Origin of the sequence: Nonomuraea sp. NPDC050227 (assembly GCF_044459705.1) — a bacterium.
Classification (GTDB): Bacteria; Actinomycetota; Actinomycetes; order Streptosporangiales; family Streptosporangiaceae; genus Nonomuraea.
The window spans coordinates 81,895-106,217 of sequence record NZ_JBITJF010000009.1; the positions used below are offsets into that span (position 1 = coordinate 81,895).

Sequence of the window (24,323 nt, forward strand, 5' to 3'; positions counted from 1 at the left end):
AGCACGGGCCCGGTCAGCGAGAACGGCCGGTGGGGTCGCGCAACCAGCTGTCGAGGACGGCGCGGGCGGCGGGCCGCTCCTCGGGGAAGCGCCGCGCCCTGACCAGCGTCCACAGGACGGCCTGCAGGGCCCGCGCCTCGGCGAACACCGCCAGGGCCGGGTCACCGGGGTCGGCGCCGTAGGCGCGCACGGCCGCGTGGCCGTCGAGCCGCACGGTGCCGAGCAGGCAGGCCAGGTCCCAGCCCACGGGCCCGTACGTGGTCTCCTCGAAGTCGTTCCACAGCAGGCCGTCGGGCGTGACCAGCAGGTTGCCCGGATGGGCGTCGCCGTGCACGGCCTGCCCGCCGTCCGGCAGCCGGGCCGCCAGCCCGGCGCGGGCCTCGGCGAGCCGGGCGGACACCGCCGGCTCCAGGTCGGCGGAGAGCACCCGGAGCAGGTGCCCGGTCTCGTCGAGGACCGGCCCGAGGCGCGGCAGCGCGCCGGGATAGCCGCGCAGCGCCTCGTGCAGCTCGCGCAGCGCCCGCCCGAACACCTCGGGCGTCACCGGCCGCGACCCGTCGTGCTCGACGTGCCGCCAGAACGACACCAGCGCCCCGCCGCTCTCGTGCACCCGCGCGGGCAGCAGGTCACTCGGCGGCACGACCGGCGCCCCCAGCTCGTGCAGGAACGACACGACCGCCAGCTCCCGCCGCATCGCCTCCTCGGGCCGGAGCCGGGCCAGCGCGGTGACCGTGGGCACCCGCGCCACGACCGGCGCCGGACGCAGGTGGATCCGCAGGTTGTAGGAGTCCTTCAGCACGACGGGCTCGCGCACCGTGACGCCGTGCGCCTCGGCCACCGCGACGGCGGCGGCCACGGCCTCGCCGGCGGGGATCACCCGGGCGGCGCCGGCGGGCTCAGGCCGACTCACGGACCACCAGCTCGGTCGGCAGGATCACCGGTTCCCGCGAGCCGCCCTCGAACAGGCCGAGCAGCAGCCGGACCATGGCCGCCGCCTGCTCGGCGATCGGATGGCGCAGCGTGGTCAGCGGCGGCTCGGTGTACTTGGCCGCCTCGATGTCGTCGAACCCCACCACCGCGACGTCGTCGGGCACCCGCCGCCCGGCCTGGCGCAGCGCCTGGAGCGCGCCGACCGCCATCAGGTCGTTGCCCACGAACACGGCGTCGAGCGCGGGGTCGTCGCCGAGGAGCTGGCGCATCGCGATCGCGCCCGACTCCCGGGTGAAGTCGCCCACGGCCACGATCGAGCGGCGGTCGGAGTCGCGCAGCACGTTGCGGTAGCCGGTCAGCCGGTCCTGGCCGGCGATCATGTCCTGCGGGCCGGCGATGGTGGCGATCCTGCGCCGCCCGGACTCGACCAGGTGCCGGACGCCCGCCTCGGCCCCGCCCACGTTGTCGTTGTCCACGAACGGGATGTCGACCGGCACGGCCGGCCGCCCGTAGGAGACCACGGGCACGCGCAGGCGCGACAGCGCGGCCGGCAGCGGGTCGGCGCCGTGCATGGAGATCAGCATGACGCCGTCGACGTGACCGCCCGAGATGTACCGCTCCACCCGGGCGTGGCTCTTGGGCGAGGAGGCCAGCATCAGCACGACCTGCTTGTTGACCGCCTCCAGCTCGTAGCTGGCCGACCTGATCGCCGTGGAGAACATCGGGTCCTCGGAGAAGACCCGGGTGCCCGGCTCGCTGACGACCAGCGCGACCGAGTCGGTGCGCTGGGTGACCAGGCTGCGCGCCGCCGAGTTGGGGATGTAGCCCAGCTCGTCGATGGCGCGCTGCACGGCGTCGCGGATGTGCGGCGCGACGGTCGTCTGGTTGTTGACGACCCTGGAGGCGGTCGCGCGGGAGACGCCCGCGCGGGCGGCGACCGCCTCCAGCGTCGGGCGTCTCATGACTGCACCAAGAGGGAGAGCACGGAAAAAATCTACAGGCCGTTCCTGCTGATCACGTCGCGGTACCACAGGGCGCTGTCCTTGGGCACCCGGCTCTGCGTCGCGTAGTCCACGTGCACGATGCCGAACCGGCGCCGGTAGCCCTCGGCCCACTCGAAGTTGTCCAGCAACGACCACACCAGGTAACCGCGCAGGTCGGCGCCCGCCTCGACGGCCCGGTGCAGCTCGCGCAGATGCCCGTCCAGGTACGCCACGCGCTCGTCGTCGTGCACCCGGCCGTCCTCGACCAGGTCGTCGAAGGCCGCGCCGTTCTCGGTGACCATGAGCCCGACCTGCGGATAGTCCTTCGAGAGCCGGATGAGCAGCCGGGACAGGCCGTCGGGCACGATCGGCCAGCCCATCGCGGTGACCGGGGCGTCCGCCGTGGTGAAGCGCACGCCGTCGGAGCCCGGCCAGGCGGCGTCGGCGGGCAGCCCCGGGCCCGACTCGACCACGCACGGGTTGTAGTAGTTGACGCCGACCAGGTCGATCGGCGCGTTGATCAGCTCCAGGTCGCCGTCGTGCACGTGCGCGGTCCCGCCGTTGCGCGCCGCCGCCGCCAGGACCTCCTCCGGGTACCTGCCGTGCACCGCGGGGTCGAGGAACTGCCTGGTCAGCAGGGCGTGGACGCGTTCGGCGGCGGCCGCGTCCGCCTCGCCGGCGACCGCCGTGGGATCGTTGACCTGGGCCGGGGTGAGCACCGGCGCGGAGTTGACCACGAGCATGATGCTGCGCGCCCCCGCCGCCCGCAGCCGGCGCGCCGCCAGGCCGTGGCCGAGCAGCAGGTGGTGGGCCGCGCGCATGGCCTGGCCCGGGTCGCGGCGGCCGGGCGCGTGCACGCCGTTGCCGTAGCCGAGGAAGGCCGACACCCAGGGCTCGTTGAGCGTCGTCCAGTGGGTCACCCGGTCGCCGAGCCGGTCGTGCACGGCCTGGGCGTAGTCGGCGAAACGGTAGGCCGTGTCGCGGTTCGTCCACCCGCCGTGGTCTTCGAGGGCTTGGGGAAGATCCCAGTGATAAAGCGTGACATAGGGCGAAATTTCGGCGGCCAGTAGTTCATCTACGAGCTTGTCGTAGAAGGCGAGGCCGCGCGGGTTGATCGGCCCCGTCCCCTCCGGCTGCACGCGCGGCCACGCCACCGAGAACCGGTAGGCCCGCAGCCGCAGCTCGCGCATCAGCGCGACGTCGTCCTTGTAGCGGTGATAGTGGTCGCAGGCCACGTCACCGGTGTCGCCGTCGGCGACCTTCCCGGGGGTGTGGGAGAAGGTGTCCCAGATCGAGCGGCCGCGCCCGTCCTCCTTGACCGCCCCCTCGATCTGGTAGGAGGCCGTGGCGGCTCCCCAGACGAATTCCTCGGGAAACTTCATCCCTTAACAGCTCCTTGCATGATTCCACCGATGATTTGCCTGCCGAACAGGGCGAAGACCGCCACGAGCGGCAGGACGCCGACCGCCGTGCCCGCCAGGCCCAGCACGTAGTCGTTGACGTAACCGCTGGCCAGCGTGGACAGGGCCACCTGGACGGTCGGGTTGTCCGGGTTCAGCACGACCAGCGGCCAGAAGTAGTCGTTCCAGGCCGACATGAACGTCAGCATGCCGAGCACGGCCGCCGCCGGCCGCGCGGCGGGCAGCACGACGTGCCAGAACAGGCCCCACGTCGTGCACCCGTCCACCCGCCCGGCCTCCAGCAGCTCGTCCGGCAGCGCCCGGGTCAGGTACTGGGTCATGAAGAACACCCCGAACGCGTTGACCAGCGCCGGCACGATCAGCGCGTAGTCCGTGCCGGTCCACTCCAGTTTCACCATGAGCAGGTAGAGCGGGATGATGCCGAGCTGGGCCGGGACCATCATGGTGGCCACCGTGATCACCAGCATGGCGTTCCTGCCCCGGAACCTCAGCTTGGCGAAGGCGAACCCGGCCAGCGTCGAGAAGAACATCACCGCGACCGCGATCGAGCCCGCCACGATGACCGAGTTCAGCAGCGCCAGCCCGAAGGGCACGGTGTCGAACACGCGGGCGACGTTGGCCAGGAAGTTCCCGCCGGGCAGCAGCGGCGGCGGGACCTCGGCCAGCGCCGAGTTGTGCCGCGAGGCCACCACGACGCTGTAGTAGAGCGGGAAGGCGGAGAAGAAGGCGACCGCGATGAGGGTCAGGTAGCGCAGTCTCATGTCGTGCCGCCCTTCACCCGGCGGCTGATCAGGAAGTTGATCCCGGCGGCGACCACCACGACCAGGAACATCAGCCAGGACGCCGCCGAGGCGTACCCGAAGTCGAACTTGGTGAAACCCTGCTCGTAGACGAACAGCGCGAGCGTCTGGTACTGGCGGTCCGGGCCGCCGCTGGCCGCGCCGCCGCCCGCGCCGCTGCTCTGGCCGAACAGCAGGGGCTCGGCGATGATCTGCATCGCGCCGATCGTGGAGACGATGACGACGAAGATGATCGTGGGCCGGATCATCGGGATGGTGATCCTGCGCAGCTGGGTGAAGCTGCTCGCGCCGTCGAGGGTGGCGGCCTCGTACAGCTCGCGCGGTACGGCCTGCATGGCGGCCAGGAAGATGAGCGCGTTGTAGCCGGTCCAGCGCCACATGATCATCACGGAGAGCGCGATGTGCGAGGTCGCGGTGCCGGCCGCCCAGTCGATCTTCCCGATGCCGACCCACGACAGCACCCAGTTGATCAGCCCGAAGTCGCGGCCGAAGAGCTGGCTGAAGATCACCACCACGGCCACCACGCTGGTGACGTTGGGCAGCAGCATCGAGATGCGCAGCAACGTCTGGAAGCGCAGCCGCCGGTTCAGCAGGTGGGCCAGCCAGATGGCCAGCAGCAGCTGCGGCACGGTGGACAGCACGCCGATGGACAGCGTGTTGAAGGTGGCGTTCCAGAAGTAGCCGTCGGCCAGCAGCGTCTGGAAGTTCTTCGCGCCGACGAACGTGTGCTCCTCCGACAGCAGGGTCCAGTCGTGCAGGCTCACCCAGGCCGTGTAGATCAGCGGGAACAGCCCGAAGGCGCAGAAGAGCAGGAAGAAGGGGGCGACGTAGGCGTACGGCGACACCCTCACGTCGAGGGTGTGCCGCACGCCACGCCGCCGGTGCCGGGCCGGCGCCGACAGCGGGAGCGTACTCATTTGATCTTCTGGACGTCCTGGAGGACCTGTGCCCACGCCTCGTCGGGCGTCTGCTTGCCCTGCTCGACCCGGCCCAGCCCGTTCCCGATCGCCACCCGGACGTCGGCCTCCTTGGGGCCGAGGTGCTGCGGCTTGAGCGCCTTGGCGGCGTCGGAGTAGATCTTGCCGATGGGGGCGTCGCCGAAGAACGGCTTGGTGAAGTTCTGGATCGAGGGGTCGTCGTACAGCGACGGGATCGACGGGAACGTGCCCTCCTCCTTGAACACCTTGGCCTGGTTCTCCTTGGAGGTCAGGAAGTCGATCAGCTCGGCCGCCTCCTTCGGGTGCTTGCTCTGCTTGGGCACCATCAGGTGCGAGCCGCCGCTGTTGCCCGAACCGCCCGGCACGGTCGCGATGTCCCACTTGCCGGAGGCGTCCTTGGCCTGTTCCTGGATGAACCCGGTCATCCAGGCCGGGCAGATGATCGTGGCGAACGAGCCCTTGGCGAAGCCGGTGTTCCACGGCGGGGTGAAGGCGGCCAGCTTGGCGGTCAGGCCCTCCTGGGTGAGCTGGTTGGACAGGTCCCACGCCTTCTTCACGTCGGGGTTGCTGGCCACGATGATCTGGTCCTGGGCGTCGTACAGGCCGACCGGGGCCTGGTTGACCATGGCGCGGAAGATCTCGCCGGGGGAGTCGACGAACTTGGCGCCGGCGACGTTCGCGGCGCCGAACTTCTTGCCGGTCTCGATGTACTGCTCCCAGGTCGGCCAGAGAGCGCTCACCGCGGCCCGGTCGCTCGGCAGCCCGGCCTTCTTGAACAGGTCCTTGCGGTAACACATGGCCAGGCCGCCGACGTCGGTGCCGAGGCCGAGGAGCTGCTGCCCGTCCTTGCTGAGGCCCTGCTGCCACTTCCAGTCGAGGTAGTCGCCCTGGCGCTTGTCCAGCCCGTACTGCTTGAGATCGACGAACTTGCCGGGCTGGGAGGTGAACGTGCTGATGTAGCCCACCTCGACGGCCTCGACGTCACCCGCGCCGGCGTTCGTGGCCAGGCGCTTGACCAGGTTGTTGTGGTGGTCGTTGAACTGGGTGACGGCCTCGGTGATCTCGATGTTCGGGTGGGTCTTCTTGTACTCCTCGTAGAGCGGCTTGAAGCCGAAGTCGCCGAAGAGGCCGATGGACAGCTTGATCTTCTCGCCGGGCTTGGCGCTCGCCTCGGCGGTGGGGCTGCCGCCGCCGCCACCGCAGGCCGTCGCCAGCGCGAGCAGGGACGCGGTGAGCACGGGCAGGGCGAGCCGCCGGACACGAGGGGTCATGGAAACCCTCCTGGGGGAGAACGGGGGATGTGAGAGAGCGCTCTCTCGCCAGATTCGCGGCCGTCACGCCGCCCTGTCAACGGAGTCCGCATAACGATCGGCGTTACCAAGAGAGCGCGTTCAGAGCCGGTCGAGGGCGAGTGGGGTAGGGTGCTGCAACGTCCCCGACCGGACTGAGGAGCGGCCCGCCTTGACGAGCGACCTTCCGCCCGACACCCTGCCGGGTCCGCGCCCCGGCGCGACCGTCACGCCCGTCGTCACCCGGCTCGACGACGAGCACGACACGGTCACGTTCCTGTGGCACGGCCCCGCCCGCGAGGTGCGCGTCCTGGCCGGCAGGCTGCGTCCCGACGGCGCCGACGCCCTGCTGGAGCGCGGGCCGGGCCTGTGGAGCCGCACCTTCCGCGTGCGGCGCGGCTGGCGCGCCTCCTACCGCCTCCAGGTGGACGGCGCACAGGTCGCCGACCCGCTCAACCCCCGCCTGTGGCGGGGCTTCTCGATCGCCGAGACGACCCCGTCCTCGCCGTGGCTGGTCCCCGGCCGGCGCCGCCACCGGCTCGTCCGCGAGCCCGCCGGGTTCCGGTACGAGCCCGCGCTCCCGCCGGTCGGCTCGCTGGTCGCGCTCGACGGCGAGGAGTGGACCGAGGACCTGCCCGTCATCCTCGACAACCTCATCGCGGCCGGCCGCATCCCGCCGGTGCGGGCCTGGCTGGTCGAGTCGGGTCCCGAGCGCACGGCCCGGCTCACCTGCGACCCCGGCTTCGTGGACGCCCTGCCCCACGACGGCTTCACCGTGATCGCCGGTCAGAGCCTCGGCGGGCTCACCGCCGTCTACGCCGCCCACCGGCATCCCGGCAGGTTCGCGGCGGCGGTGTCGCAGTCGGGCTCGTTCTGGTGGCCGGACGGCCCCGAGCCCGAATGGCTGACGGGCGAGCTGGCCAGGGGCCCGGTGCCACGCGTGCACCTCCAACTCGGCAGCCTGGAGGACGACGACATGCACGGCCCGACCGAGCGGCTGCGGGCCGTCCTCGGCGCGGCGGCGGACTACCGGGAGTTCGACGGCGGCCACGACCGCTACTGCTGGCGCGACCACCTGGGGGACGCCCTGATCGCCGCCTTCGCCGGGCTCCGGGGCGCTACGACCGGCGGCTGAGCACGCGGCCCACCATGCGGGCGTACATGCGGCCGGGGCTCGGCGCCTCGGTCAGGAAGCCGGGGAGCATCGGCAGCTCGACGGCGAAGGGGGCCAGCCGCTCGTACAGCTCGTCGGCGTCGGCCGGACGGTTCTCCGGCTGCTTCGCCAGCAGCTCGGCCAGCAGCGCGCCCAGCTCGTCGGGAAGCCCGGGGATGGCCGGCGGGCGCTCCTTGACCTGCTGCTCGAACACCACATAGTCGGTCGGCCCGGTGAACAGCTGCCGCCCGGTCAGCATCTCGTGCAGGACGCAGCCGAGCGAGTACAGGTCGCTGCGCGGCTCGGCCACGCCGTGCTGGATCTGCTCGGGGGCCATGTACGCCGGCGTGCCGAGGATCTGGCCGATGCGGGTGAACGTGGTGACGTCGGCGTCCCGCAGCAGCGCCAGCCCGAAGTCGAGCACCTTGACGCTGCCGTCGGGGCAGAGCATGAGGTTGGTCGGCTTGAGGTCGCGGTGGCAGATCGCCAGGGCGTGGGCCGCCGACAACACCGCGCACGCCTGGGCCGCGATGGCCGCCGCCCACGGCACCGGCAGCGGGCCGTGCTCGCTGACCACGTCGGCCACGGTGACGCCCTCGATGAACTGCATCACCTGGTAGAGCCGCTGCTCGTGGGTGCCGAAGTCGTAGAGCACGGGCGCGCCCGGATGCTCCAGCCTGGCCAGGATGCGCGCCTCGCGGATGAAGCGGCGTTCCAGCTCGTGGTCGGGGCCGCTGGGCAGCCTGAGCAGCTTCACCGCCACCCTGCGGTCGAGGTGGCGGTCGTGCCCCGCGTAGACCGCGCCCATCCCGCCCTGCCCGAGGGGGAGGTCGTCGAGCTCATAGCGGTCGCCGATGACCATTCGCCCCTCCACGCAGCCTTTCGGGAAAAACTACACCGTCAGGACTGCGGGTGCAGATGGCCGTCGGCCAGCCCGTCGAGGCCGAGCCTGATCAGCGTGCGGCCGAGGGTCGAGGTCTCGCGCAGCGCGTCCTCCAGCACGGCCAGTTGCCTGAACGCCTCCCCGTACGCCTTCTGCTCCTTCAGCGACAACCGCGGCACGCGGGTGCGGCGCACGTCGAACCTGCTGGACCCGGTGGTCACCCGGCCGCCCGCGGCCCGCAGGAAGCCGGCCAGGAAGTCGGGGTCGAGCCGGCGGGCGTCGACCCGGTAGAGGGTCAGGTGGGGACCGAGCACCGCGCCGCCCTCGGCGATCACCCGCACCCCGGAGTAGGAGGCCACCACGTCGCCCGGACGGATCACGATCAGGCCGGGCTGCATGGTGGTCAGGCCGGAGGGCGCGCCGCCGCTCAGCACGTCGTCGGCCGTGAGCACGGCCACGTCGCCCCCGTCGGCGGCCATCTTGGGCGGCGCCTGGGACGTGCTCACCAGGCCCTCCTTGATCAGGTCGCCCAGCGTCGTGGACGGCTGGTCGAGCGGCTGGTCGAGCACCTTCAGGTCGGGCGGGACGGCCGCGGCGGCCAGGAACCGGTCGCGGGCCTGCGCGAAGGCCCGGCCGACGTCGTCGCGGCGCTGGTGGCGGGCCGGGGTCATGTCGACCTCGTCGGCCAGCAGGTCGATGATGCGCACGGTCTGGTCGGAGCGGTCGTCGAGGTAGGCCAGCCAGGCGGGCTCGACCGGCGCCAGGTCGGCCGTCGCGTCGAGGATGAGCACCTCCGACGGCGGCCGCTCGCCCGCCCTCGGCCGGCGCAGCAGCCACAGGTCGGAGCCGGGCAGCGCCACCACCGCGCGCAGGGCTCCGGCGCGCAGCAGGTTGGCCCTGATCCGGCGGCCCGCCTTGCGGCTCGCGGCGGCCGGCGGCATGAGCACGGCGACCAGGCCGCCGGGCCGGACGTGGGTGAGGCAGTGCTGGACCCAGGCCAGCTCGGGCTCGCCGCGCGGCGGCAGGCCGTGCTCCCAGCGCGGGTCGCCGGTCAGCTCCTCGTAACCCCAGGCCCGCTCGTTGAACGGCGGATCGCACACCACGGCATCGGCCTTGAGCTCGGGGAAGCCGTCGAGCCGCATGGAGTCGCCGGCCACGATGTCGGCCTCGATGCCGCGCAGCCGCAGGCGGGCGGCGGTGATGGCGGCCGAGGTCTCGCTGAGCTCCTGCCCGAGCACCCGGGCGGGCCGGCCCGGCGGCGGGTCGTCGCCCGCGGCGGGCGCGGGGTCGCTGGGAACGGCTCCGGACCGTTCCGCCCCGCCGGGCAGCGCGGCGGGAAGCGCGGCGGCCGGCGGCAGGAGCAGGGTGCCGACCCCGCAGGCCGGGTCGAGGACGGTGGCGCCCTCGGCGCGGACCAGCCGCAGCATCAGCTCGGCCACGTCGTGGCGGGTGACCGAGAGCTGACGGGAGTGGGCCTCCAGGTATCGCTCGCAGAGGAACTCGTAGGCCGTCAGCGCGCCGTGGCGCTCGGCCAGCTCCGACACGAGCCCGGCCAGCTCGGGCTCCAGCTCGCTCTTCCCGCTGGTCAGCAACGTTCCAGCCTGGGCGACCAGATGGCCCAGCCGCAGATCGCCGGCGGCTTTCAGGCGTTGCCACACCCGATCTCCCAGCGAGACCTGGTAGGACTTCCCATAGCGGCGCAGCCAGGACTCGACCTGCCGCAGCGAGAACAGCGGCTGGTTCGCGGTTCCGCCGATCGGCTGGGGGAAGTCGTCGTGGCGGCGGCGCCAGTTGCTCACCGCGGCACGCCCGACACCGGCGAGCCGGGCGATGTCCCCGGCGTTCACGGTCGGGTCGTGGCTCATGAGGCCACAGTAGTTCACAAGAGTCTTCAGCGCATCTGCTTGTGAAGTCTTTCAACCAATGATTTACTGCTGGGTATGAAGCACAACATCCGCTATGCCGCCGGATCAGACGTGGGCCGTCGCAGGGAGCAGAACGAGGATTCCGGCTATGCGAGTGGCCGGTTGCTCGTGGTTGCCGACGGCATGGGCGGGCACGCGGCGGGCGAGCTGGCGAGCTCGGCGGCGATCGCCGTCATGCGCGAGCTGGATGCCACGCTTCCCGAGACCGGCTCGGACCTGGAGGCGGCCCTGGAGGGCGCCGTGCACGAGGCGGCCCGCAGGCTGGTCGAACTGGCCGACATCGACCCCGCCCGCCGGGGGATGGGGACCACGGTGACCGCCATGCTGTGGGACGGCTACCGGTTCGCCCTTGCTCATCTGGGTGACTCCCGCGGATACCTGCTTCGTGATGGTGCGCTCTATCAGATGACCAAGGATCACACACTTGTGCAGTCGATGGTGGACGAAGGGCGGATAACGGAGGATCAAGCCGCCGTGCACCCCCGGCGGTCCATGGTGCTGCGCGTCCTGGGCAGCGAGGGCAGGGCCGAACCGGACATGGCGCTGCGCGAGGCCGAGCCTGACGATCGTTACCTCCTCTGCTCCGACGGGCTCACCACCGTGCTCGGGCCCGAGGTCCTGCACGAGGTGCTGACCACGGTGGCAGACCCGGCGGCGGCCGTCCAGCGGCTCATCGACCTGGCGAACGAGGGCGGCTCGCCGGACAACGTCACCGTGATCGTGGCCGACGTGGTGGCGCCGGGCGCGGGCGAGGTGAGCGTCTACCGCGTGGGCGCCGGAGCCTGACGAGGGACGCACCACCCGTCACATGCGTCCCAATGCCGAAATTTGGGCCCATAAATAGACACTTTCTGAATGATTCGAGCAATTTCGCGATGGCGCTACTACAGTCCATCGTGATTTGTCGGTTTTTCGGGGAGGAGTCACCCTGGACCCGATCGCGGACGCGCTGCTGAAGCAGGTACGGCAGGAACTCGGTTACAAGGAGAAGAGCGGCCAGAGCACCAAATTCGGCCAGTGGTACGCGGATCGCGTCCAGGACACCCAATACCGCAACGCGCCCTGGTGCGACATGTTCATCGCCTGGGCGGCCGACAAGACCGGCCTCGGCCCGTACGTCGGGCAGTTCGCCTGGACGCCGTCCCACGCCGCCTGGTTCATCAAGCAGAAGGCCTGGGCGCAGCGGCCCGAGCCCGGCGCGCTGGTCTTCTTCGACTGGGGCGGCGGGAAGAGCTACAAGGGCGTCGACCACGTCGGGATCGTGGAACGGGTCGAGGGCAAGAAGATCCACACCATCGAGGCCAACGTCGACCGCGTCTGGCTCAAGCGCAAGGTCAGGGACACCGACAAGGTCGTCGGCTACGGCCTTCCCCGGGTGGTCAAGGCCGCGGCCGACCAGGCGACCGAGATCCGGTCGACCGAGCGGCCGTTCGTGCCCGCGCCGCGCACGGACGCGGGCCGGTCCTCGCCGCTCGACGTCCTGGGCACGCCGCCCGCGTTGCTGGTCGCGATGGTGCTGGTGACCGTCGTGCTCTCCTTACGGGTGACCGGCCGCCGTCGTGGCGTCCACCGCCGCTTCGGCTGGCTGCGGTTCTGGAACGCGCCAGAGGGCCGCGGCGCCGGCCGGACGAGGGACGACGAGGATTGGGCGCCGCGCGTGACCGTGCTGACCCCCGCGCCGCCGCCGCGCGAGGCCGGCGGGATCCGCGTGGGCGCCGCCCCCGCCGGCCCTCCCGCGCAGGCCGGACCGTCCTCCTCCGCCGCGCTCCGGTCCCGCGCCGTCCGGGCGGCGGCGCCCGAGGTGCCCGCCCCGCGCGACGGCAGGACGGGCGCGGGCCATGTGCCCGCCAACCGCCGCAGGCCCTACACCCCGAAGAGCTGAGGCCGCGAGGATCAGGAGGTCAGGTCGAGGACCACCTTGACGTCGCCCGGCTCGTGGCTGAAGGCGTCCTTCGCCTGGCTGAGGGGGACGCGCCGGGTGACCAGGCGTTCGAGCCAGCTCCGGTCCGCCTGGGCCAGGGCGGTCGCGGCGTCCCTGAAGTGGCGGAGGTTGGCGTTGACGGTGCCGAAGATCGCGTCGTTCTCCAGGACGATGTCCCGGTTGATCTCGCTGACGTCCAGCCGGTGGGTGCGCCCGCCCGCGCCGAGCCCGGCCAGGCAGACGATCCCGGCCGCGGACGTGCAGGTCAGCGCCTCCATGACGAGCTGCCCCACGCCCGTGCCCTCGATGATGATGTCCGGTTTGTCGTCGGTGAAGGCGTCCAGGCCGGAGCCCACGTGGTACGTCGCCCCCAGGTCGGCCACCAGCGCGGGCTTGGCCCCGCCCGCCTCCCGGTCCAGGACGTGCACCTCCAGCCCGCGCTGCCGGCCCAGCAGCGCCGCCAGCAGCCCGATCGGCCCCGCGCCGGTCACCAGCACCGTGCGCGGCTCGAACCAGGCGCGCGAGCCGATGCGCTCGATGTGCTCCCACGCCTTGGCCACCACGGACGTCGGCTCGACGAGCATGCCCACGCTCTCCAGCGACGGGTCCAGGCGCACGGCGTACCCGGCCTCGACCGCCCACTGCTCGCTGGCGTAGCCGTCGATCTCCTTGATGCCGCGCTCGGTGTAGCGGCCGTTGCGGCACATGTCGAACTCGCCCCGCGCGCAGGCCCCGCACGGCTCGGGATCGGGCCGGCGCACCACGCCCACGACCAGGTCGCCGGGGGAGAAGGCGGACCCGTCGGGCACCTGGAGCACCCGGCCGAGCGACTCGTGGCCGATGACCATGCGGCTCCTGCCGGGCGGCGCCCAGCCGTACTCGGCCGCCGCCAGCTCCCTGTCGGTGCCGCAGACCCCCAGCGCCAGCCCCTGCACGAGCAGCTCCCCTGGCCCCGGCTCCGGATCGGGCACCTCTTCCACCTCTAGCGTCCCCTGTCGGCCCGGCTCGAACGTCAACGCGCGCATCGGCGTCACCCCCTGGGGCAGTCCTTACCCAGACCGGAAGGAGCTACGAGGACGTCCTACTATCGAAATAGTTGGACGTCCTAGTATCTTTCGCAGGAGGGTCCCCTCACAAAGGAGTGATCAGGCGTGCACGTTCCGGCGTACCCTGTTCGTTTCGTGACCGCCGCGGCGCTGTTCGACGGCCATGACGCGGCGATCAACATCATGCGGCGCATCCTCCAGACGCAGGGGGCCGAGGTGATCCATCTCGGCCACAACCGGTCCGTGGACGAGATCGTCACGGCCGCCGTCCAGGAGGACGTCCAGGGCGTGGCCATCAGCTCCTACCAGGGCGGCCACGTCGAGTTCTTCACCTACCTGGTCGAGCTGCTGCGCGAGCGCGGCGCGGGTCACGTCAAGGTGTACGGCGGCGGTGGCGGCGTGATCGTCCCCGAGGAGATCGAGCTGCTGCACGAGCGGGGCGTCACGCGCATCTTCTCGCCCGAGGACGGCCAGCGGTACGGCCTGCCCGGCATGATCAACAAGCTGATCGAGGAGTGCGACCACGAGCTCGGCGACCCGCCGTCGGTCGAGGCCGTGCTCTCGGGCGACCAGGCGGCGCTGGCCCGCGCGATCACCTTCATGGAGTCCGGCCGCGCCCCCGCCGAGCTGGCCGAGGGGCTGAAGGCGGCGGTCGCCGTCCAGGAGCGTCCGGCGCGGGTGCTCGGCATCACCGGCACGGGCGGTTCGGGCAAGTCCTCGCTCACCGACGAGCTGGTCCGCCGGTTCCGGGTGGACAACGACGACAAACTGCGCATCGCTATCCTCGCCATCGACCCCACCCGCCGGCGCGGCGGCGGCGCGCTGCTCGGCGACCGCATCAGGATGAACAGCCTGGGCCCCCAGACCTACTTCCGCTCGCTGGCCACCCGCGGGGCCGCCAACGAGGTCCCCGCATGCCTCGACGACGTGGTCACCGCGTGCCGCGCGGCCGGCTACGACCTGGTGATCGTGGAGACCCCCGGCATCGGCCAGGGCGACGCCGGCATCGTCCCGCACGTCGACGTGCCCATCTACGTCATGACCCCCGAGTTCGGCGCCGCCTCCCAGCTGGAGAAGATCGACATGCTCGACTTCGCCGAGGCCGTCGTCATCAACAAGTACGAGCGCCGCGGCGCCGAGGACGCCCTGCGCGACGTGCGCCGCCAGCTCGTGCGCAACCGGGAGGCGTTCGGTCAGTCGCCCGAGGACATGCCGGTCTTCGGCACGATCGCCGCCCGCTACAACGACGCCGGCGTCACCGCCCTCTACCAGCACCTCAAGGGCCTGCTGCTGGAGGACGTCGGGCCGGGGCTGCTGCCCGTCGTGACCGAGCGCACCTCCAAGGCGGCCGCGGCCATCGTCCCGCCCGCCCGCGCCCGCTACCTGTCCGACATCGCCGACTCCGTCCGGACCTACCACGCCGAGACGCTGGCCCAGGCGGAGGTCGCGCGCCGCCGTCAGCAGCTCGCCGCCGTGCGGGAGCTCCTGGACGGCGAGGATGCCCGGCTGGCCGGGCTCGCCGAGCAGGCCGAGGGCGAGCTGAGCGAGGAGAGCCGCCGCCTGCTCGACGGCTGGCCCGCGATCAAGGAGGCGTACCGCAGCGACGAGCTGGTCGTGAAGATCCGCGACCGGGAGATCCACACCCCGCTCTGGCGCGAGACGTTGTCCGGCAACCGCATCCCGCGGGTGGCCCTGCCGCGCTTCAGCGACCACGGCGACCTGCTGCGCTTCCTGCGCTCGGAGAACCTGCCCGGGTCGTTCCCGTTCACCGCCGGGGTCTTCCCGTTCAAGCGCGACGACGAGGACCCGACCAGGATGTTCGCCGGCGAGGGCGACCCGTTCCGCACCAACCGGCGCTTCAAGCTGCTGTCGGAGGGCCAGCCCGCCACCCGGCTGTCCACCGCCTTCGACTCGGTCACCCTGTACGGCCACGACCCCGACCTGCGTCCCGACATCTACGGAAAGGTCGGCACCTCGGGCGTGTCCATCGCCACGCTCGACGACATGAAGGTGCTCTACGACGGGTTCGACCTGGCCGCGCCCAACACGTCGGTGTCCATGACGATCAACGGCCCGGCGCCCACGATCCTGGCCTTCTTCCTCAACGCCGCGCTCGACCAGGCCCTCGACCGCTTCCGCGCCGAGCAGGGCCGCGAGCCCGACGAGCAGGAGGCCCGCGACCTGCGCGCCCGTACGCTGGCCACGGTCAGGGGCACGGTCCAGGCCGACATCCTGAAGGAGGACCAGGGGCAGAACACCTGCATCTTCTCCACCGAGTTCTCGTTGCGGATGATGGCCGACATCCAGGAATGGTTCATCCAGAACGGGGTCAGGAACTTCTACTCGGTCTCCATCTCCGGCTACCACATCGCCGAGGCGGGGGCCAACCCGATCAGCCAGCTCGCGTTCACGCTGGCCAACGGGTTCACGTACGTGGAGGCGTACCTGGCCAGGGGGATGCGGATCGACGACTTCGCGCCGAACCTGTCGTTCTTCTTCTCCAACGGCATGGACCCCGAGTACAGCGTGCTCGGCCGGGTGGCGCGCCGGATCTGGGCGGTGGCCATGCGCGAGCGTTACGGCGCGGCCGAGCGCTCCCAGAAGCTCAAGTACCACATCCAGACCTCGGGCCGGTCGCTGCACGCCCAGGAGATGTCCTTCAACGACATCCGCACCACCCTGCAGGCCCTGATCGCCATCTACGACAACTGCAACAGCCTGCACACCAACGCCTTCGACGAGGCCGTCACCACCCCGTCGGCCGACTCGGTGCGCCGGGCGATGGCGATCCAGCTCATCATCAACCGCGAGTGGGGCCTGGCCAGGAACGAGAACCCGCTGCAGGGCTCGTTCATCATCGACGAGCTGACCGACCTGGTCGAGGAGGCCGTGCTGGCCGAGTTCGAGCGGCTGTCGGACCGGGGCGGCGTGCTCGGCGCGATGGAGACCGGCTACCAGCGCGGCAAGATCCAGGACGAGTCGATGCTGTACGAGATGCGCAAGCACGACGGATCCCTGCCGATCATCGGCGTCAACACCTTCCGCAACCCCGGCGCCGAGCAGTCCGACCCGCACAAGCTGGAGCTGGCCAGGGGCACCGAGGAGGAGAAGCAGTCGCAGCTCGACCGCCTGCACGCCTTCCACGAGCGCAACCGGTCGCAGGCGCCTGCGGAGCTGTCCCGGCTGCGCGAGGTCGCGATGTCCGACGGCAACGCGTTCGCGGTGCTGATGGACGCGGCCCGGGTCTGCTCGCTCGGCCAGATCACCGAGGCCCTGTTCGAGGCGGGCGGCCAGTACCGGCGCAACGTCTAGGCACAGCGACGGACGACGGCCCGGCGGGCGGCGGCCGCCGCTTCCGGGCCGCCGCTGTGCCGTGCCCGAGCCGCTACGGCGTGGGGGAGATCGCGCCGCTAGGATCGCTGGTCGGGGAACATCGCTATCAGGAGGCTTTCATGTCCGACGTCACTTTCAAGGGCAACCCGATCACCGTGGGCGGCGCCTTCCCGAAGCCCGGCGACGCCGCGCCCGCCTTCAAGCTGGTCGGCACCGACCTGTCCGACCGCACGCTGGCCGACTTCGCCGGCAAGACCAAGGTGCTCAACATCTTCCCGAGCGTCGACACCGGCGTCTGCGCGGCCTCCGTGCGCCGCTTCAACCAGGTCGCGTCCGAGCACCCCGACGCGGTCGTGCTCTGCGTCTCGGCCGACCTGCCCTTCGCCCAGAACCGGTTCTGCGGCGCCGAGGGCCTGGACAAGGTGACCATGCTGTCGCTCATGCGCGGGCGCGAGTTCCTCGCCGACTACGGCGTGGCCCAGGAGTCGGGCCCGCTGGCCGGCCTGGCCGCGCGCGCGGTCGTCGTGATCGACGCCGACGACAACGTGGTCTACTCCGAGCTGGTGCCCGAGATCACCCAGGAGCCCGACTACGAGGGCGCGCTCTCCGCGCTCAAGTAACCCGCGCTCAAGCCGCGCTCAAACCGTGCCGAGACGCTCGCGGAAGTCGGCGGCCAGCTCCAGCAGGTGGTCGTCGTCGGCGGCGGTGTGCTGGAGGTCCAGGATGACCTCGTGGACCCCGGCCTCCGCCGCCTGCGACAGGTACGCCGCGATCTCGGCCACCGTGCCGCTCCGCGGCGGGGCGCCGTCGGGGGTGATCACGGGGTTGGAGCGCAGGATCATGCGCAGGGCATCGGGGTCGCGTCCGGCCTGCTCGGCGCTTTTTCTGACCGTCTCCCACATCGACAGGAGCACGGGCACGGGCAGCGCGGCCGTCAGCCAGCCGTCGCCCCTGCGCCCGATCCGGCGCAACGCCTCCGGGGCGAACCCGGCCAGCAGCAGCGGCGGGCGGCGGGCCGGCTTGGGGTCGATGTGACTGGGCGCGATCGTCCACAGCTCGTGCTCGAACGTCACGGGGTCCGCGCCCCAGATCGCCTCCAGGGCGTCGAGGGTGGCCTCGTAACGTTCGGCCCGCCCCTTCCATGGCACCCCGACGGCGGCGTACTCGTCGGAGGACCAGCCGAGGCCGAGGCCCGCCGCCAGCCGGCCGCCGCTCAGGTGGTCGATCGTGGTGAGCGAGCGGGCCAGCACCGGCGGGGGGTACCAGCAGGCGTTGAGCGCGCTGGTTCCCAGCCGGACCGACGAGGTCACGGACGCGGCCACCGCCAGCACCGCGAACGGGTCGAGGAACACCCGATGAGCCTCAGGCACGCTGCCGTCGCCCCCGGGATAGCGGTCCTGGGGCCGCAGCGGCGTCAGCAGCCGGTCGCCCGCCCACAGGCCGGCGAACCCCATCGCCTCGGCCTCGCGGGCCACCCGCCTCACGCTGCCCAGCGCGGCGAACCTGCCGTACTGCGGGACGGCGAGGCCGAGGTCCATGGGCGCGTCCTAGACCTTCCTGGCCACGCCGCACACGATGAGCGACGACTCGGGGCGGTCCATGAAGTCGATCGTGTCCGCCTGGTCGGGATGCCATTCGGGCAGCCACACCAGACCGGGCTCCACCAGCTCGAACCCCTCGAACAGCTCCCTGATCCTGGCCCGGCTGCGCAGCGCCAGCCGCGCGGTGGCGTTGCGGTAGACCTCGGTGCCCGCGCTGACCGCGTCGGGACGGGCGTCGCTGGTGCCGTGGGACATGACCAGGTAACTACCCGGCGCCATGGCCTCACGCAGGGTCTTCAGGATCCGCTCCGGGTCGTCGGACTCCTCGATGAAGTGCATGATCGCCACCAGCAGCACGGCGACCGGCCGGCTGAAGTCGATGGTCCGCAGCACCTCCGGGTCGCGCAGGATGTCGCCCGGGTTGCGCAGGTCGCCCTCGACCACCGTGGTGTCCTCGCCGTGGCCGGTGAGCAGCGCCCTGGCGTGCACCAGCACCACGGGGTCACGGTCGACGTAGACGACGCGGGAGCCCGGGGCGACCTTGGCGGCCACCTCGTGCACGTTCCCCTGGGTCGGCAGCCCCGTGCCGATGTCGAGGAACTGCCTGATCCCGGACTCGGCGAGGTGGCGTACGGCGCGGCCGAGGAAGGCGCGGTTGGCCCGCGCCGCCGCCCGTACCTCGGGCGCCACCGCGAGGATGCGCTCGGCCGCCTGGCGGTCGACCGGGAAGTGATCCTTGCCGCCGAGGTAGTAGTCGTAGAGCCGTGCCACGTTCGGCGTGTTCGGATCGAAATCCGATGCCTCGTGCTCCAACCGTCGAGCCCCCGATCACACAGTTTTAACGATCTTTACCGGGATTCTACGGATCTATACCGACATAAGAGTGGTGCTACGCATATTTCAGGAAAACGCAACCTAAGGTGGTGCCGTGGTCCACGATGACACAGGGATCCCTGTGGAGGTACCCCAGACCGTCCGGCGGATCGTGTCGCTGGTGCCGTCGCTGACCGAGTCCGTGGCGGCGACCGTCCCCGAGGCGCTGGTCGGGGCGACGGACTGGTGCACGCACCCGGCGGACCTGGACGTGGCCCGGGTCAGGGGCACCAAGAACCCCGACCTCGACGCCGTCCTGCGCCTGCGCCCGGACGTCGTCCTGGCCAACGCCGAGGAGAACCGCGCGCCCGACGTCGAGGCCCTGCGCGAGGCGGGCGTGGCGGTATGGGTGACCAGGATCGAGACGCTGGAGCAGGCGTTCGCCTCGCTGGAGCGCATGTTCGCGCACGCCTGCCGGACGGACCGCCCGGACTGGCTGGCGGAGGCCCGCCAGGCGTGGGGAGCCCCGGCGGACGGCCCGCGCCGCACCGCGATCGTCCCGATCTGGCGCCGCCCCTGGATGGTCGTGGGCCGCGACACCTTCACCGGGGACGTGCTGCGCCACCTCGGCGTGGACAACCTGTACGCCGCCCACCCCGACCGCTACCCGAAGATCCCCCTGCCCGAGCTGACCGGCAACCGCCCCGACCTGGTCGTGCTGCCCGACGAGCCCTACGCCTTCAGCGCGGACGACGGCCCCGAGGCGTTCCCCGGCCTGGACTGCGCGCTGGTCAGCGGCCGCCTGCTGACCTGGTACGGCCCCTCGCTCACCGAGGCCGCCACCGCCCTGCCGCGCGCGCTGGCCTGATCAGCCGACGGCGGCCAGGGCGGCGTCCACGGCCGCGGGGGAGAGCACGTGCTCCATCACGATCACCGCCATGCCCACGATCCCGGCCCGGTCGCCGAGCCTGCTGGTGACGATCTCCAGGTTGCGCGTCGTGTACGGCAGGCTCCGCCGGTAGACGATCTCCCTGATCCCGGTCAGGTAGTGCTCCTCCGTCTGGGCCATGTCCCCGGCCAGCACCAGCACGCCGGGGTTGAGCAGGCTGACCGCGGTGGCCAGCACCACGCCCAGCGTGCGGCCCGCCTCCTGGACGCGCGCGATCGCCGCCGGGTCGCCGGCCTGCACCAGGCGCACGACGTCGCGGCTGGTCTCCCGGCCCAGGTCGGCCGCGATCGCGTGCCCGCTGGCCAGGGAGGCCACGCAGCCGCGCGAGCCGCAGGTGCACACCCGGTCGTCGGTCTCCCGGATGCGGACGTGCCCGATGTTGCCCGCGGCCTCCTCGACGCCCCGGTAGATCCGCCCGTCGAGGACGATGCCGGTGCCGATGCCGGTGGACACCTTGACCAGGATCAGCGAGTCGGTCTCCCGCCAGGACGACCACCACTCGCCGAGGGCCATCGCGTTGGCGTCGTTCTCCACCAGGACGGGCACGTCGTACGTGCGCCCGACGGCCTCCCTGATCGGGTGGTCGTCCCAGCCCGGCATCAGGAACGACCTGATCACCCGTCCGCCGGTGTGGTCGACCGAGCCGGGCAGGTCGAGCCCGATGCCGCACACGTCGCCCGCCGGCCGCCCGGCCCTGTCCAGCAGGCGCTGGAACGCCTCGCGCACCCACGTCAGCACGGGCTCGGGCCCGCGGTCGATGCGCATCTCCGCGCGTTCCTCGGCCATCGGACGGGCGGCGAGGTCGGTGAGCGCCACCCTGGCGTGGGTGGCGCCCAGGTCGGCCACGAGGATCAGCCGCCGGGCGGCGTCGACGTCGAGCACCGAGGGCGGCCGGCCGCCGCCCGAGGCGCCGACGCCGGACTCGTGCAGGTAGCCGGCGGCGATGAGCCGGTCGACCCGGTCGGTGACGGTCGACCGGGACAGGCCGGTGAACTCGATCAGGTCTTTGCGGGTACGGCAGGAGCCATCGCGGATGAGCTGGAGGACCTGCCCTGCCGTCAGCATGTCTATCCCTTCTCCGCTCCTGCCGTGAGGCCCTCCGTCAGCAGGCGTTCACTGGCGAAGAACACGATCACGATGGGCAGCGTCAGCACCACGGATCCTGCCATCAGCACCGTCGTGGGGATCTCTATGCTCCCCGCCAGCTGAGAGAGCCCCAGGGAGACCGTCCAGCTCTCCCGCCGCTCCACGAGGAACAGCAGGGCGAACAGGAACTCGTTCCACGCGATCATGAACGCGTAGAGGCCGGTTGCCATGAGCGCGGGCTTGGACAGTGGCAGCACCACCCGCCAGATGGTCGACAGCCGCGAGCAGCCGTCGATCGCGGCCGCCTCCTCCACGCTCTGCGGCACGGTCTCGAAGTAGTTGCGCAGCATGTATACCGTGACGGGCACGGTCTGCGCGATATAAACCAGGATCAGTCCGACCAGAGATCCCCTGAGGCCCAGCATGGTGAACAGCACGAACAGGGGGATGGCCAGCACGATCGCCGGGAACAGGTAGACGGCGAGGAACAGGAAGTGCACCTGCCGCCGGCCGAAGAAGCGCAGCCGCGCGACGGCGTACGCGCCCGGGATCGAGATCAGCAGCGTGGCGGCCACCGAGGCGACCGCCACGACCGCGCTGTTCCTGATGAACGTGAGGAACCCCTGCGTGGTCAGCACGTTCACGTACGTGTCCAGGGTGAAGTGCCGCGGCCACACCGAGCCGGGCTCCAGGATGAGCTCCTGGATGTCCCGTAGGGACAGCGTCACCATGTACAGGAACGGCAGCCCGGTGACGGCGAAGAGGAACACGATGACCACGGGCCGCAGCGCCGCGAACAGCGCGCGCTCGAACCTATCCCTGCTCACGGTCGCCTCCCGAGAAGAAGCGCAGGTACACGGCCAGCAGCACGACGAGGACGACGGCCAGCACGATCGCCTGCGCGGCCGAGGCGCCGATGTCGTCGCGGGCGGTCAGGAAGTTGTAGACGCGCACGCTGACCACCTCGGTGCCGGCGCCGCCGCCGGTCAGCAGGTAGACGTCGTCGAACTTGGTGAAGGTGAACACGAACCGCAGCACCGCCAGCAGCGCCACGATGCGCCAGAGCTGCGGCATGATCACGTGCCGGAAGCGCTGGGTGGGGGTGGCGCCGTCCACGACCGCGGCCTCCTCCAGCTCGGCCGGCAGCGCCTGCAGCCGGGCCAGGATGAACAGGAACGCGAACGGGAAGTACCGCCACGCCTCGAACGCGATCACCGTGAGCAGCGCGACCGGCACCTTCAGCCCCAGGAAGTTGCCCTGGGCCTGGGTGAGGAAGGCGATCGGCTCCTTCAGCCAGGTGTTCACGATGCCGTACTGGGGGTTCAGCATGGTCTCCCACAGGAAGGCCACGGCCACCACCGGCGCCACGTACGGGATCAGGATCGAGGCCCTGACCAGGGTGCGGCCGGGGAACCGGTCGCGCAGGGCGAGCGCGGTCACCAGGCCGATCGCGATCGACAACGCCGTGCCGGCCACCGTGTAGATCAGGGTGTTGGCCAGAGACGCCCAGAAGCCCGGCTCGGAGATCACGTACGTGAAGTTCTCCAGCGTGTAGTGCCCGAAGACGCCGGCCCGGCGGATGTTGATCAGCCGTACGTCCTGGAAGGCCAGCATGATCGCCCACAGCAGCGGCAGCACCACCACGACCAGCGTGATGACCAGCGTGGGCGAGATCAACGCCAGCCCGGCCCGCCCTTCCCGCTGCCGCAGGGTGCGGGGTGCGCTCACTGCCGGATCCCGCGCTTGATGGTCTCCACGTCCTTCTTGGCCTGGACGGCGGCGGCCTGCGGGGTCAGCGAGCCGTCGGCCACCTGGCTCAGGGCCTTGGGCACGGGCAGCTCGCCCATCGTGGCGCCGACCAGCTTGCCCTGGCCCTGCGGGATGCCCCAGCGGGCGAAGGTGTCGGGGCTGCGGCGCAGCGCGTCGAGCACGTCGGCCGGGTAGACCTCCGACAGCGGCTTCTTGGCGTCCACGCCCGCGGGCAGCTTCTTCCACTTGTCGGCGAAGCCCTTGCGGGTGGGGAACTTGCCCTCGGGCGCCATCCCGATCCAGCGCTCGTAGCCCTCGTCCATCATGTACCTGACGAACTTGGCGGCCGGATCGGCGGCGGCGCCGCGCAGCACCGCCCAGGAGACGATCTCGCCGTACTGGGCGGGCGCGCTCGCGCCGGGGCCCTTCAGCGCCGTGACCACGCCGGTGTTCTTCGCCAGCCACTCGGGGTCGGCGCGGCACTCGGCGCAGCTCGGCAGCGCGTCCTTACGCAGCCCCGCCAGCTCGTCGAGGATGAACGACGACCAGATCATCATGGCCGCCTTCCCGGAGAAGTACGTGGCCCTGGTGGAGTCGACGTCCTGTTTGCCCTTGACCGAGTAGTTCTTCGCCAGCTTTCCGTAGAAATCGAAGGCTTTCACGCACTGTGGGCTGTCGAGCGCGACATTTCCGGAATTGTCGACCAGTTGGCAGCCGTTCGCCAGCGCCACGTGCTCGAAGCTCTGCGCGGTGAAGGAGTCCTTGGGCGCGATCGCCAGCGTGATGCCCGCCACCCCACCCGCGTTCAGCTTCGCCGCCGCCGCCTCCAGCGCCTCGTAGCTGTCCGGCGGCGCCAGCCCGGCCTTGTCGAACAGGTCCTTGCGGTAGAGCAGGAGCTGCGCCCACCCGTCGCTGGGCACGGCCAGCAGCCTGCCGCCCGAGGAGTCCAGTTCGAGCGCGCGCGGCGAGAAGGAGTCCCTGCCGAGCCCGTCCACGATCCGGCCCGGCGTCTCGGTGTCCAGCAGGTCGTTGGCCTCCAGCTCGCGGACGGAGGCCAGCGGCAGCGCGCCGATGACGTCGGGGAGGTCGTCCGCGGCGGCGGCGGCCGTCACGGTCTGGCTGAACTGGTCCTCCCCGACGCCGACCAGCTTCACCTTGATCCCGGTCTTCCTGGTGAACTCGGCGATGATCTGGTTCTGCACGGCCATCCGGTCGCCGAGGTTCTCCTCGGTCCAGACGGTGATCTGGTTGGCGCCGGACTGCTGCTCGCCGCCGTCGCCGCAGGCCGTGAGGGCGGCCGAGGCCAGCAGTGCGACGGAGAGGACGGCGGTGACCCGGTTCGGCATGGCACGCTCCTCTGGTTGGGGATATGCCGCACTTACCCGTAGATAAGGGGCAGGCACCTGGCGTAGGCGAGAACGAGACCGGTCCGTTCTCTCGCCGTGCCGCCGCCGCACGTCACCAGGGCCTTCGGTAAAAGGTTGCTCGGCGTTCCGGCAAATCTTCCCCAGAACCGATCACGGACGCCCACCTCGAAACGATCTGGTCTGATGTCATTTCGGT

General features: G+C 71.3%; 21 protein-coding genes. 6 read left to right on the forward strand and 15 right to left on the reverse strand.

What is annotated here, in order from left to right:
* Positions 1 to 13 precede the first annotated feature (13 nt).
* From ACIBK9_RS31705 to ACIBK9_RS31730, 6 genes are read right to left on the reverse strand one after another with little or no spacing between them, the layout of a single operon-like run.
* Positions 14 to 910, reverse strand: coding sequence for a phosphotransferase (locus ACIBK9_RS31705; RefSeq protein WP_397162413.1), 897 nt, complete (start codon positions 908 to 910; stop codon positions 14 to 16).
* Complete coding sequence (locus ACIBK9_RS31710; protein WP_358283308.1) at positions 897 to 1,892, reverse strand: LacI family DNA-binding transcriptional regulator; 996 nt, start codon at positions 1,890 to 1,892, stop codon at positions 897 to 899. Before ACIBK9_RS31710 ends, ACIBK9_RS31705 begins: the two co-directional genes overlap by 14 nt.
* A gap of 32 nt (positions 1,893 to 1,924) precedes the next feature.
* A complete protein-coding gene (locus ACIBK9_RS31715; RefSeq protein ID WP_397162414.1) occupies positions 1,925 to 3,295 on the reverse strand; it encodes a GH1 family beta-glucosidase in 1,371 nt (456 codons plus the stop codon).
* Complete coding sequence (locus ACIBK9_RS31720) at positions 3,292 to 4,095, reverse strand: carbohydrate ABC transporter permease (RefSeq protein ID WP_352349853.1); 804 nt, start codon at positions 4,093 to 4,095, stop codon at positions 3,292 to 3,294. The genes ACIBK9_RS31715 and ACIBK9_RS31720 overlap by 4 nt, the downstream gene beginning before the upstream one ends.
* A complete protein-coding gene (locus ACIBK9_RS31725) occupies positions 4,092 to 5,051 on the reverse strand; it encodes a carbohydrate ABC transporter permease (RefSeq protein ID WP_397162415.1) in 960 nt (319 codons plus the stop codon). Before ACIBK9_RS31725 ends, ACIBK9_RS31720 begins: the two co-directional genes overlap by 4 nt.
* Positions 5,048 to 6,343: an extracellular solute-binding protein gene (locus tag ACIBK9_RS31730; protein ID WP_397162416.1), complete on the reverse strand. Its 1,296-nt coding sequence runs from the start codon at positions 6,341 to 6,343 to the stop codon at positions 5,048 to 5,050. Before ACIBK9_RS31730 ends, ACIBK9_RS31725 begins: the two co-directional genes overlap by 4 nt.
* Before the next feature lie 190 nt (positions 6,344 to 6,533).
* On the opposite strand from ACIBK9_RS31730, the gene ACIBK9_RS31735 reads away from it, so the two are divergent.
* Positions 6,534 to 7,496, forward strand: coding sequence for an alpha/beta hydrolase-fold protein (locus ACIBK9_RS31735; RefSeq protein WP_397162417.1), 963 nt, complete (start codon positions 6,534 to 6,536; stop codon positions 7,494 to 7,496).
* Here the strand turns inward: ACIBK9_RS31735 and ACIBK9_RS31740 are convergent.
* Positions 7,480 to 8,376 (reverse strand): serine/threonine-protein kinase, encoded by an 897-nt coding sequence (locus ACIBK9_RS31740; protein WP_397162418.1) that lies wholly within the window; start codon positions 8,374 to 8,376, stop codon positions 7,480 to 7,482. The genes ACIBK9_RS31735 and ACIBK9_RS31740 overlap by 17 nt on opposite strands.
* 38 nt (positions 8,377 to 8,414) lie before the next feature.
* The gene (locus tag ACIBK9_RS31745) at positions 8,415 to 10,262 is read right to left on the reverse strand and encodes a class I SAM-dependent DNA methyltransferase (protein ID WP_397162419.1); all 1,848 of its coding nucleotides are present in this window, start codon (positions 10,260 to 10,262) and stop codon (positions 8,415 to 8,417) included.
* A 75-nt stretch (positions 10,263 to 10,337) separates the two neighbouring features.
* Between ACIBK9_RS31745 and ACIBK9_RS31750 the strand changes: the two genes are divergently transcribed.
* Positions 10,338 to 11,108: a protein phosphatase 2C domain-containing protein gene (locus tag ACIBK9_RS31750; RefSeq protein ID WP_352349865.1), complete on the forward strand. Its 771-nt coding sequence runs from the start codon at positions 10,338 to 10,340 to the stop codon at positions 11,106 to 11,108.
* A gap of 115 nt (positions 11,109 to 11,223) precedes the next feature.
* Entirely contained in the window at positions 11,224 to 12,204 is a 981-nt protein-coding gene (locus ACIBK9_RS31755; protein WP_397162420.1) for a CHAP domain-containing protein, read from the forward strand.
* An 11-nt stretch (positions 12,205 to 12,215) separates the two neighbouring features.
* On the opposite strand, the gene ACIBK9_RS31760 is transcribed toward ACIBK9_RS31755, so the two are convergent.
* Entirely contained in the window at positions 12,216 to 13,268 is a 1,053-nt protein-coding gene (locus ACIBK9_RS31760; RefSeq protein WP_397162421.1) for a glucose 1-dehydrogenase, read from the reverse strand.
* Between the two features lie 126 nt (positions 13,269 to 13,394).
* Here ACIBK9_RS31760 and icmF point away from each other — a divergent pair, with 126 nt between their 5' ends.
* Positions 13,395 to 16,601 (forward strand): fused isobutyryl-CoA mutase/GTPase IcmF, encoded by a 3,207-nt coding sequence (gene icmF, locus ACIBK9_RS31765; RefSeq protein WP_397162422.1) that lies wholly within the window; start codon positions 13,395 to 13,397, stop codon positions 16,599 to 16,601.
* Positions 16,602 to 16,741: 140 nt separating this feature from the next.
* Positions 16,742 to 17,242, forward strand: coding sequence for a thiol peroxidase (gene tpx, locus ACIBK9_RS31770; protein WP_352324335.1), 501 nt, complete (start codon positions 16,742 to 16,744; stop codon positions 17,240 to 17,242).
* 18 nt (positions 17,243 to 17,260) lie between these two features.
* Here the strand turns inward: tpx and ACIBK9_RS31775 are convergent, their stop codons facing one another.
* Complete coding sequence (locus ACIBK9_RS31775; protein WP_397162423.1) at positions 17,261 to 18,160, reverse strand: TIGR03619 family F420-dependent LLM class oxidoreductase; 900 nt, start codon at positions 18,158 to 18,160, stop codon at positions 17,261 to 17,263.
* 9 nt (positions 18,161 to 18,169) lie between these two features.
* Positions 18,170 to 18,976: an SAM-dependent methyltransferase gene (locus ACIBK9_RS31780; protein ID WP_397162424.1), complete on the reverse strand. Its 807-nt coding sequence runs from the start codon at positions 18,974 to 18,976 to the stop codon at positions 18,170 to 18,172.
* Between the two features lie 142 nt (positions 18,977 to 19,118).
* Here ACIBK9_RS31780 and ACIBK9_RS31785 point away from each other — a divergent pair, with 142 nt between their 5' ends.
* Positions 19,119 to 19,844, forward strand: coding sequence for a helical backbone metal receptor (locus ACIBK9_RS31785; RefSeq protein WP_352349877.1), 726 nt, complete (start codon positions 19,119 to 19,121; stop codon positions 19,842 to 19,844).
* On the opposite strand, the gene ACIBK9_RS31790 is transcribed toward ACIBK9_RS31785, so the two are convergent.
* From ACIBK9_RS31790 to ACIBK9_RS31805, 4 genes are read right to left on the reverse strand one after another with little or no spacing between them, the layout of a single operon-like run.
* Entirely contained in the window at positions 19,845 to 20,990 is a 1,146-nt protein-coding gene (locus ACIBK9_RS31790) for an ROK family transcriptional regulator (RefSeq protein WP_397162425.1), read from the reverse strand. It lies immediately after the preceding gene.
* A gap of 2 nt (positions 20,991 to 20,992) precedes the next feature.
* Positions 20,993 to 21,838, reverse strand: coding sequence for a carbohydrate ABC transporter permease (locus tag ACIBK9_RS31795; RefSeq protein ID WP_397162426.1), 846 nt, complete (start codon positions 21,836 to 21,838; stop codon positions 20,993 to 20,995).
* Complete coding sequence (locus ACIBK9_RS31800; protein ID WP_397162427.1) at positions 21,825 to 22,739, reverse strand: carbohydrate ABC transporter permease; 915 nt, start codon at positions 22,737 to 22,739, stop codon at positions 21,825 to 21,827. The genes ACIBK9_RS31795 and ACIBK9_RS31800 overlap by 14 nt, the downstream gene beginning before the upstream one ends.
* Positions 22,736 to 24,106: an ABC transporter substrate-binding protein gene (locus ACIBK9_RS31805; RefSeq protein ID WP_397162428.1), complete on the reverse strand. Its 1,371-nt coding sequence runs from the start codon at positions 24,104 to 24,106 to the stop codon at positions 22,736 to 22,738. Before ACIBK9_RS31805 ends, ACIBK9_RS31800 begins: the two co-directional genes overlap by 4 nt.
* Between the last annotated feature and the right edge of the window lie 217 nt (positions 24,107 to 24,323).